Below are 12,107 nucleotides of genomic sequence, written 5' to 3'. Positions count from 1 at the left end.
CGAGAACGAGTCCGCGGGCGGACTCAGGAAATGCCCAGCTCTTTGTTGATCAGGTCGAACATCTCGTCGTCCGTGGCCGCATCGAGCACGGCATCGTCTGTCACTCCTTCGGCCCCGCCGCTCCACTGCGACAGGAGTTCGCGCAACCGGGCGGTGACCCGGCTGTGGACATCGCTGTTCGAGCCGGCGGTCCCATCGGCGCCCGCCGCGCCATCGGAAGATACCGCGGCTGCGACTAGCGCTTTCTCTAGCTTGTCGATCTCCGCGAACAGGGTTTCGGAGGTCCGCGGCGCCTCCTTCGGCGCGCATGTGTCGAGCAGATGCCGGGCCAGGGCCGCGGGTGTCGGGTAGCTGAAGATCAACGTGGCCTTCAGAGACAGTCCGGTCGCCGCGTTGAGGCGGTTGCGCAGTTCGACCGCCGTCAGCGAGTCGAAGCCCAGCGACTTGAACGGCCGCTCGGTCTCGACGCCGTCCGCATCGGAATGGCCGAGGACCGCGGCCGTGTGACTGCGGACCAGGTCGAAGGCGGCCCGCTCGCGCTCGTCCGCGGGAAGCAGTCGAAGACGGTCCGCGAACGACTCCGAGGCACCGGCGGCAGTCGCGTCGGCGGCAGCGGCTCGCCGGAGCGGCGCCTGGGCCTGCACCAGTCCCCTCAGCAGCGCGGGCGGCTCGCTGCCCCGCCCACGCAGCGTCGCCGAGTCCAGGAACGTCGGCATCAGGAACGCCTGATCGGCCGTCACCGCGGTGTCGTAGAGAGCGAGTCCGTCCGCAGCGGGCAGCGGGGCCAGGCCGATCCGGCTGATCCGCTTGATGTCCGCCTCGCCCAGTTCGCCTCCCATGCCGCCACCGGTCCCGGCCCACAGGCCCCAGGCCAGCGACAGTCCGACCTGCCCCCGGGTGCGGCGGTGCTGGGCCAGTGCGTCCAGGAACGCGTTGGCTGCGGCGTAGTTGCCCTGCCCCTGGGAGCCGAAGGTGGCCGCCACGGACGAGAACAGCACAAATGCGGAGAGGTCGAGATCCTGGGTCAGTTCGTGCAGGTTCCACGCGGCGTCGACCTTGGGGCGAAGGACCGCGTCGATCCGTTCCGGTGTCAGCGACTCGATGACACCGTCGTCCAGGATCCCGGCGGTGTGGATCACGGCGGTGAGCGGGTGTGCCGCGGGGACGCCGGCCAGCAGCTCGCGCAGAGCGACCCGGTCGGCCGCGTCGCAGGCGGCGACGGTGACGTTTGCCCCGAGCGCCCTGAGCTCTGCCGCCAACTCGGTCGCGCCGGGCGCCTCCGGGCCACTGCGGCTGGTGAGCAGCAGCTGCCGCGCGCCGTGCACGGTGACCAGGTGGCGGGAGAACAGCGCGCCGAGCGTGCCGGTGCCGCCGGTGATGAGCACGGTGCCGTTGGTGTCGAGGGCGGTGGGAATGGTGAGCACGACCTTGCCGACGTTCCGCGCCTGGCTGAGGTAGCGGAACGCCTCCGACGCCCGGCGCACGTCCCAGGTCTTCACCGGCAGCGGCCGGAGGATCTGCCGCTCGAAGAGCGAGAGCACCTCGGCGAGCAGCACGGCGGTGTGGTCGGGGTCGACATCGCGCAGGTCGAAGGCCTGGTAGTGGACGCCGGGGTGGTCGGTGGCGATCTGCTGGGCGTCGCGGAGGTCCGTCTTGCCCATCTCGATGAAGCGGCCCCCGTGGGGCAGCAGCCGCAGCGAGGCGTCGATGAACTCCCGGGCCAGCGAGTTCAGGATGACGTCCACGCCCTTGCCGCCGGTGGCGGCTAGGAACTTCTCCTCGAAGTCGGTGGTCCGGGAGGAGGCGATGTGGGCATCGTCCAGGCCCATCGAGCGCAGCGTGTCCCACTTGCCGGGGCTGGCGGTGGCGAAGACCTCCGCGCCCAGGTGGCGGGCGAGCTGCACGGCGGCCATGCCGACGCCGCCGGCTCCCGCGTGGATGAGCACCGCCTCACCCGGACGCAGGTCGGCGAGATCCACCAGCCCGTGGTAGGAGCTCAGGAAGACGATCGGTGCCGCGGCGGCTTCGACCGCGGACCAGTCGTCGGGCGTCCGGGCCAGCAGGCGGTGGTCGGTGACGGCCAGCGGTCCGTAAGCGCCGGAGAACATGCCCAGAACCCGGTCCCCCGGGGCGAGCCGGGTGACGTCCGTTCCGACCTCGACAACCACACCGGCGCCTTCCCGGCCCGGGACCTCACGGTCCAGCATCCCGAGGCAGACCAGGACATCGCGGAAGTTCACCCCGGTGGCGTGCATCGCGACGCGCACCTCGTTGGGCGCGAGCGGTGCGGTGGCCTCCGGGCAGGGGACCAGGGCCAGGTTGTCCAGGGTCCCGGTGGCGGTGACGTCGAGGCGCCAGGCGTTGGTGCCGACGGGCGGCAGCAACCCCCGGTCCGATGCGGCCCGCGCGAGTCGGGGCACGTAGGCGGAGCCGCCACGGATCGCGATCTGCGACTCACCGGAGGCGAGTGCGGAGGCGAGCAGTTCGGACTGCGGGTGGTCGTGGTCGTGATCCTGGATTTGGTCCTGGCTTTGGTCCTGGCTTTGGTCCTGGTCAAGGTCGACGAGCACGAAGCGCCCGGGGTTCTCCGACTGCGCCGAGCGGACCAGTCCCCACACCGGGGCCCAGGCGAGATCGACCGGCTGCTCGTCGTCCTTCACCGACATCGCACCACGGGTCACCAGTGCCAGCCGCGAACCGGCGAAGTGGTCGTCCGCGAGCCAGTCCTGAATGAGTGCCAGTGCCTGGTGCACGGCGGTCCGCACGTTTTCCACTGTGTCGTCCGCCGTGCCGTCCGGCGTGGTCGCGACGGCTTCGAGCCCGCACCCGACGACCACGGTCTCCGGTAGCTGCAGGCCCGCGGCCACGGCGGCGCCGAGAGCGGCGAGATCGGGGTAGCTGCCGACCGGGGCCCCGAGGAGCTCCGCGCCCGAGCCGACGGACGCCCAGCGAACAGCGTCTCGGGCCGGACCGGGATCGGCGACGCTCGTCCAGTTCAGGCGGAAGAGCGAATCCCGGTGCGCAGCGGCGCTGCGGGAGTCGGACAGCGACCCCGGCTCGATGACTCGCGTGATCAGCGAATCGGCAGACGCGACGAGTTGTCCCGTCGGGTCCGCGACGCTCAGCGAGAGCGTGTCCTCGCCCCGCCCGGACAGCCGTACCCGGAGCGCCGAGGCGCCCGAGGCCACCATCGACACACCGCTCCACGAGAACGGCAGGCGCACCTCCACGGGACCGTCCTCGGCGCCCGCCGCCAACCAGGCATGCAGCGCCGCGTCCAGGAGGGCGGGGTGCAGACCGTAGGCGGAGGCGTCCGCCTGCTGGTCCTCCGGCAGCCGTACCTCGGCGAAGACGTCCTCGCCGAGACGCCAGGCCGCCTGCAGGCCCCGGAACGCCGGGCCGTAGGCGTATCCGTCGAGTGCGAGCTGCTCGTAGAAGCCGTCAAGCGCCACCGGCACCGCGTCCGTCGGCGGCCACACTCCACTGTCGAACGTCGCCTCGGCAGGGGCCTCGGAGCCCAGCACCCCGATGGCATGGCGCACCCACATCTCGTCGACGGCGGCGGTATCCCCCTGCCGGGAGTGCACGCTGACCGACCGACGACCCGCGTCGTCCAGGCCACCGACCACCACCTGGAACTGCACTCCGCCTCGCTCGGGGACCACCAGTGGCGCCTCCAGCGTCAGCTCCTCCAGTACGCCGCAGCCCAGGTGGGCGCCGGCCTGGAGCGCGAGCTCGACGAACGCCGTTCCCGGCAGCAGGACCGCACCTGCCACCACATGATCGGCGAGCCACGGCTGCGATCCCATGGAAAGTCGCCCGGTGAACAACGCCCCGTCCCCCCCGGCCAGACCCACCGCCGCGCCCAGCAGCGGATGCGTGACCGCCGCCATGCCCAACTCCATCGCGTCACCCGACGAGGCCCGTGCGGGTGTCGGCCAATACAGACGGCGTTGGAACGCATAGGTCGGGAGATCGATCCGGCGCGCCCCTGTACCGGCGAACAGCGCTTCCCAGTCCGTCTCGCCGCCGTGGATGAAGGTTTTGGCGATGGCGGCCAGCAGCGTCATCGCCTCGGGGCGGTCCTTGCGCAGGGCAGGTACGAGCAGGGCGTCGTCCGCTGCCAGGCACTCCTGGGCCAGCGCGGTGAGCGTCCCGTCGGGGCCCAGCTCCAGGAAGCGGGTGACCCCGTTCTCCTCCAGCCACGCTATGCCGTCGGCGAAGCGCACGGCCTGCCGGACGTGGGACACCCAGTACTCCGGCGAGGCCAACTCCCCGGCCGTGGCGAGCCGGCCGGTGACGTTGGAGACCACCGGGATGCGCGGGTGCTCGTAGTTGATGCGGGTCGCAACCTGGCGGAAGTCCGCGAGCATCGGCTCCATCAGCGGCGAGTGGAACGCATGGCTCACCCGCAACCGGGTCACCTTGCGGCCCATGTCCCGCACCTGCTGGGCGATCCCCTCGACCGCAGCCTCTTCGCCGGAGACGACGACCGCGTTCGGGCCGTTCACCGCCGCGATACCGACCTGGCCTTCCAGCAGCGGCAGCACCTCCGCCTCCGACGCCTGCAACGCCACCATCGCCCCACCGGCCGGCAACGCCTGCATCAAGCGACCACGCGCCACCACCAGACGGCAGGCGTCCTCCAGCGACAGCACCCCGGCCACATGCGCGGCGGCCAGCTCGCCGATGGAATGGCCGACCAGGAAGTCCGGCCGGACCCCCCACGACTCCACCAACCGGAACAACGCCACCTCAACCGCGAAAAGGGCCGGCTGGGCATACTCAGTCGTGTTCAGCAGCTCCGCGTCATCCCCGAAGACGACCTCGCGCAACGGAGCATCCACCAGTCCGCACACGGCGTCGAACGCCGCCGCGAACACCGGGAACGCCGCATACAGCTCCCGGCCCATCCCCAGGCGCTGCGAGCCCTGACCGGCGAACAGGAACGCGGTGCGGCCACCGCTCGCGGCACTGCCGGTCACCACACCCGGCGAGAACTCCCCCGCCGCCAAGGCTGAAAGGCCCCGCAGCAGTTCCTCCCGGTCCGCGCCCAGCACCACCGCACGGTGCTCCAAAGCCGAACGGGTCACCGCCGCCGACAACCCCAGATCCACCAACGCCGGACCGGCCGCCTCCAGGAACGACACCAACCGCTGCGCCTGCCCACGCAACGCGCCTTCGCTCGCACCCGACACCACCACCGGCACCACCGGCAACGCCGCCGCGGCTGCCTCCTCGACCACAGGCTCCGGCACCGGCGCCTGCTCGACGATGACGTGCGCGTTGGTCCCGCTGATCCCGAACGAGGACACACCCGCGCGACGCGGACGACCCAGCTGCGGCCAGTCCCGCTGCTCCGTCAGCAACTCCACCGCACCGGCCGACCAGTCGATGTGCTCGGACGGCACCTGCGCGTGCAGGGTGCGCGGCAGCACCCCGTGCCGCATCGCCATCACCATCTTGATCACACCACCCACACCCGCAGCCGCCTGCGCATGCCCGATATTCGACTTCAACGACCCCAACCACAACGGACGCTCCGGCGCACGGTCCTGGCCGTAGGTCGCCAGCAGCGCCTGCGCCTCGATCGGGTCACCCAGCCTCGTCCCCGTGCCGTGCGCCTCCACCGCATCCACGTCCTGCGGCTTGAGCCCGGCCCCGGCCAGCGCCTGCCGGATCACCCGCTGCTGCGACGGGCCGTTCGGGGCGGTGAGCCCGTTGGACGCACCGTCCTGGTTCACCGCCGAGCCGGCCACCACCGCCAGCACCGTGTGACCACGGCGGCGCGCGTCCGAGAGCCGCTCCAGCAGCAGCATCCCCACACCCTCGGCCCACGCCGTCCCGTCCGCACCCGCACCGAACGCCTTGCACCGACCATCAACAGCCAACCCCCGCTGCCGACTGAACTCCACAAACATCTCCGGCGTCGACATCACCGTCACACCACCCGCCAGGGCAAGATCGCACTCACCCGCCCGCAACGACTGCGCCGCCAAATGCAACGCCACCAACGACGACGAACACGCCGTGTCCACCGTCACCGCCGGACCCTCAAGACCGAACGCATACGACACCCGACCGGAGGCAACGCTGCCGGTATTCCCTGTCAGCAGGTACCCGTCCGACTCGTCCGAGGACTCCCGGAGGAACGATCCGTAATCCTGCGCGATCGCGCCCGCGAACACACCGGTCCGACTGCCCCGCAGCGAACCCGGATCGATACCCGCCCGCTCAAACACCTCCCACGAGGTCTCCAGCAGCAACCGCTGCTGCGGATCCATCGCCACCGCCTCACGCGGCGAAATCCCGAACAACCCCGCATCAAACGACGCCGCGTCATACAGGAATCCGCCGTCGCGCACGTACGTCCGGCCAAGGCTGTCCGGGTCCGGGTCATAGAGACCGTCCAGATCCCAGCCACGATCAGTCGGGAACCCACCGATTCCGTCCCCGCCCTCAACCACCAGCCGCCACAAGTCCTCCGGGGACTCCACCCCACCCGGGAAGCGGCAGGCCATCCCCACGATCACGATCGGATCATCGTCCACCGCCACCAACACAGGCAGCACCGCCCCCGTGGCGGTGTCCTGGCTACCCAGTACCTCGCCCTGGATGAACCGAGCCATTGCCACCGGGGTCGGGTGGTCGAAGACCAGGGTCGCCGGCAACCGCAGGCCCGTCGCCCCGTTCACGCGGTTGCGCAGTTCCACCGACGTCAACGAGTCGAAGCCCAGCACCTTGAACGTCTGCTCCGGTGCGATCTCACCCGTCGAGTCATACCCGAGCACCGCCGCGACCTGACCGCACACCAGCTCGACAAGAAGCCGCTCCTGCTCGGACCGCTCCAACCCCAGCAACCGCTGACCAAGACCGTCCACGCCGTCCGCCCGCGAGCTCGCAGCGACCGTGCGACGACGGGGAGAACCGACCAGGCCCCGCAGCAGTGCCGGCAACGCCTCGCCCTGCGCACGCAACGCGGCCAGGTCCAGGTTCACCGGCAGCACCACCGCCCGCTCCAGACCCGCCCCCGCACCCAGGACGGTGTCCAACAACCCCAGGCCCTGCTCGACACTCAGCGGCAGCATCCCGCTACGCGCCATCCGCCGCAGATCCGCATCACCCAGGCCACTGGTCATCCCGGCACCCGGCGCCCACGGACCCCACGCCAGCGACACCGCTGGCAAACCCTCCGCCCGCCGCACCTGGGCCAGAGCGTCCAGGTAGGCGTTCGCCGCACCGTAGTTGGCCTGACCCGCATTCCCCAACGTCCCCGCAACCGAGGAGAACACCGCAAAGATGGCCAGGTCCAGACCCTGCGTCAGCTCGTGCAGGTTCGCAGCCGCGTCCGCCTTCGGACGGCAAACCGCCGCCATACGCTCCGGCGTCAGCGCAGAAAGCAGCCCGTCGTCCAGGATCCCTGCCGTGTGGACCACGCCGGTCAATGGATGCTCCGGCGACACAGCGGCCAGCAACTGTACGAGTGCCGTCCGGTCGGAGGCATCACAGGCGACGACCTTGACGTCCGCACCCTGTTCGGTGAGTTCCGAGACGAGTTCGGCTGCGCCGGGGGCGGCCGGGCCGCGTCGGCTGGCCAGCACCAGATGCCGCACCCCGTGCCCGGACACCAGACGACGAGCCACCAGCGAACCCAGACCACCCGTGCCGCCGGTGACCAGCACCGTACCCTCGCCGTCCAAGACGCTCGGAAGGGTCAGCACCACCTTGCCGATGTTCTTCGCCTGACTCAGATACCGGAACGCCTCCGGCGCCCGACGCACATCCCACACCGACACCCGCGACGGCACCAACACCCCCGCCTCAAACCACTCCACCAACACCGCCAACATCTCGCCGATCCGCCCCGGATCCGTATCCATCAGGTCGAACGCCCGATACCCCACACCCGGGTGCGCGGCAGCAACCGCAGCCGGCTCACGCACATCGGTCTTGCCCATCTCCACGAACCGGCCACCGCGGGGCAGCAAGCGCAGCGAGGCATCGACGAACTCCCCGGCCAGGGAGTCCAGGACGACGTCCACGCCTTCGCCGCCGGTCGCCTCCGCGAACGCGCCCTCGAACGCGAGGTCACGCGAGGAGGCGATGTGTGCCTCGTCCAGACCCAGCCCCCGCAACGCCGCCCACTTGCCCGCACTGGCCGTACCGAACACCTCCGCACCCAAGTGACGGGCCACCTGCACCGCCGCCGTCCCCACACCACCCGCCGCCGCATGCACCAGCACCCGCTCACCCGACCGCAACCCACCCAGATCCACCAACGCGTAAAACGCCGTCAAAAACGCCACCGGAACCGCCGCCGCCTGCACAAACGACCAGCCCGCCGGAACCCGCACCACCGTACGCGCATCCGCCACCGCCACCGGACCGAACGCCGCCGGGAACAACCCCATCACCCGATCACCCACCCCCACACCCACCACACCCGCACCCACCTCGGTCACCACACCCGCACCCTCAAGACCCGGCAAACCCGCATCCCCCGGATACATCCCCAACGCATTCAGCACATCCCGGAAATTCACCCCCGCAGCACGCACCGACACCCGCACCTCACCAGCACCCAACTCCCTTGCGGCGACGGGATACTCCACCAGGCCGAGCCCGTCCAGGGTCCCCTGCTCCACAATGCCCAGACGCCACCCACCCTCCCCCGGAACCACCAACGCCGACGACTGCGAAGCCACCCGCGCCAGGCGCGGCACGAATACCGCGCCCCCGCGCACCGCCAACTCCGGCTCACCCGAAGCCAACGCACCCCCGACAACCGCCCACGACTCCGCCGAACCATCCACATCCAGCAGCGCGAACCGGCCCGGGTTCTCCGCCCGCGCCGCCCGCACCAGACCCCACACCCCCGCCAACACCGGATCCGGCACCTCACGATCCACACCCACCGCACCCTCAGTCACCACCACCAACCGCGAACCCGCAAACCGCTCCCCCGCCAACCACCCCTGCACCAGATCCAAGGCGCCCTCCGACCCGACCCGCACCAGCACATCGGCAGGCACCGCCGCCACATCCACCTCCCCCAGACCCCCCACCACAACCACCGCACCACCACCTGCAGCCACCACCGGCAACGGCGACCAATCCACCTGGAACAATCCATCAACCCCACCCCGCGGGGCACTCAAGGCCTCCGCGGACACCTCACGCAGCACCAGCGACTCGACCGCGGCCACCACACCGCCCAGGCCGTCCACCACCGTCACACCGAACCCGTCGGCACCGCGCGGGGTCAACCGCACCCGCAGCGAGGCAGCACCCGAGGCCGACAGCGACACACCACTCCACGAGAACGGCAGACTCACCCGCCCCGACCCAGCCCCCGCCGCCAGCCACGCATGCAGCGCCGCGTCCAACAGCGCCGGGTGCAGCCCGTAGGCGGAGGCATCCGCCTGCTGCTCCTGCGGCAGCTCCACCTCCGCGAACACCTCCCCACCCGAACGCCACACCGCCCGCAACCCCCGGAACGCCGGACCATAGGCGTATCCATCAAGTGCAAGCTGCTCGTAGAAGCCGTCCAACCCCACCGCCACCGCACCCGCCGGCGGCCACACCGCAGTGTCGAACCCGGCCACCACCCCCACCCCGGCACTCACCACACCCGACGCATGACGCACCCACACCTCATCGTCCACCCGCGAGAACACACCCACCGACCGACGACCCGACTCATCCACACCACCCACCACCACCTGCAACCGCACCCCACCACGCTCCGACACCACCAACGGCGCCTCCAACGTCAACTCCTCAACACACCCACACCCCACCTGATCACCCGCATGCAGCACCAACTCCACAAACGCCGTCCCCGGCAACAACACCACACCCGCCACCACATGATCCGCCAACCACGGCAACTCCCGCACCGACAACCGACCCGTCAACACCACCGCATCCGAATCCGCCATCGCCACCACCGCACCCAACAACGGATGCCCCGCCCCAACCAGACCCACCGAACCCAGATCACCCGACCGCGACCCCGCCCCCTTCGGCCAAAACACACGACGCTGGAACGCATACGTCGGCAGAACGATCCGACGAGCACCGGTACCGGCAAACACCGCCTCCCACAGCGTCGGCACACCATTGACGTGCAGCCGCGCCAAGGCACCAACCGCACTCAGCGCCTCGGGACGGTCTTTGCGCAGGGCAGGTACGAGCAGGGCGTCGTCCGCTGTCAGGCACTCCTGGGCCAGCGCGGTGAGCGTGCCGTCGGGGCCCAGCTCCAGGAACCGGGTGACCCCGTTCTCCTCCAGCCACGCGATGCCGTCGGCGAAGCGCACGGCCTGGCGGACGTGGGACACCCAGTACTCGGGGGAGGTCAGTTCCTCCGCCGTGGCGATTCGCCCGGTGACGTTCGAGACGATCGCGAGGTGCGGCTCGTGGTAGTCCACGCTCTCCGCCACCTGGCGGAACTCCGCGAGCATCGGCTCCATCAGCGGCGAGTGGAACGCATGGCTCACCCGCAACCGGGTCGCCTTACGACCCAGGCCCCGGAAGTGCTCGGCGAGTCCGTCGACCGCCGCCTCGACACCCGACACCACGACCGCGTTCGGGCCGTTGACCGCCGCGATGCCGACCTGGCCTTCCAGCAGCGGCAGCACCTCCGCCTCCGACGCCTGCAACGCCACCATCGCCCCACCAGTCGGCAGCGCCTGCATCAACCGACCCCGCGCCACCACCAGACGGCAGGCGTCCTTGAGCGAGAGCACCCCGGCGACGTGGGCGGCGGCCAGCTCACCGATGGAATGGCCGACCAGGAAGTCCGGCCGGATCCCCCACGACTCCACCAACCGGAACAGCCCCACCTCAACCGCGAACAACGCCGGCTGGGCGAACGCCGTGCTGTTCAGCAGCCCGGCATCCTCCCCGAACACGACCTCGCGCAGCGGAGCGTCCACCAGGGCGCACACGGCGTCGAACGCCTCGGCGAACACCGGGAACGCGTCATACAGCTCCCGGCCCATCCCCAGGCGCTGCGACCCCTGTCCGGCGAACAGGAAGGCGGTGCGGCCACCGCTCGCGGCACTACCGGTCACCACGCCCGGCGAGAACTCCCCCGCCGCCACAGCTGCCAGGCCCCGCAGCAGCTCGTCCCGGTCGCCGCCCAGCACCACCGCGCGGTGCTCCAACGCCGAACGCGTCACCGCCGCCGACAACCCCAGATCCACCAACGCCGGGTCCGCCGCCTCCAGGAACGACACCAGCCGCTGCGCCTGGTCACGCAACGCGCCCTCGCTCGCACCCGACACCACCACCGGCACCACCGGCACCACCGCAGTGACTGCCTCCTCGACCACAGGCTCCGGCACTGGGGCCTGCTCGACGATGACGTGCGCGTTGGTCCCGCTGATCCCGAACGAGGACACACCCGCCCGACGCGGACGATCCAGCTGCGGCCAGTCCCGCTGCTCCGTCAGCAACTCGACGTCACCGGCCGACCAGTCCACATGCGGCGATGCCACCTGCGCGTGCAGGGTGCGGGGCAGGATGCCGTGCCGCATCGCCTGCACCATCTTGATCACACCGCCGACACCCGCAGCCGCCTGCGCATGCCCGATGTTCGACTTCAACGACCCCAGCCACAACGGACGCTCCGGCGCACGGTCCTGGCCGTAGGTCGCCAGCAGCGCCTGCGCCTCGATCGGGTCACCCAACGTCGTCCCCGTGCCGTGCGCCTCCACCGCATCCACGTCCTGCGGCTTGAGCCCCGCACCCGCCAGCGCCTGCCGGATCACCCGCTGCTGCGACGGACCGTTCGGCGCGGTGAGCCCGTTGGACGCACCGTCCTGGTTCACCGCCGACCCCGCCACCACCGCCAGCACTGCATGCCCGTTACGGCGGGCGTCCGAGAGCCGCTCCACCAGCAGCATCCCCACACCCTCGGCCCACGCCGTCCCATCCGCACCCGCACCGAACGCCTTGCACCGACCATCAACAGCCAACCCCCGCTGCCGACTGAACTCCACAAACATCTCCGGCGTCGACATCACCGTCACACCACCCGCCAGAGCGAGATCGCACTCACCGGCCCGCAACGACTGGGCCGCCAAATGCAGCGCCACCAACGA

Annotated in this window: 1 protein-coding gene (cut by a window edge); it reads right to left on the bottom strand. The window is 70.6% G+C overall.

The annotated features are described in order from the left end of the window. Nucleotides 1-23: 23 nt before the first annotated feature. Nucleotides 24-12,107, bottom strand: the end of a protein-coding gene (locus tag ABH941_RS04000; protein WP_370127145.1) for an SDR family NAD(P)-dependent oxidoreductase. Its footprint extends 15,936 nt past the window's final position; the window shows 12,084 of its 28,020 coding nt (coding positions 15,937-28,020); its start codon lies off the right edge, out of view; its stop codon occupies nt 24-26.

It is taken from the genome of Streptacidiphilus sp. EB103A, from assembly GCF_041261405.1.
Taxonomy (GTDB): Bacteria; Actinomycetota; Actinomycetes; order Streptomycetales; family Streptomycetaceae; genus Streptacidiphilus.
Note: the sequence above shows the minus strand (reverse complement) of the source record. Positions and strands in the feature narration are given on the sequence as shown.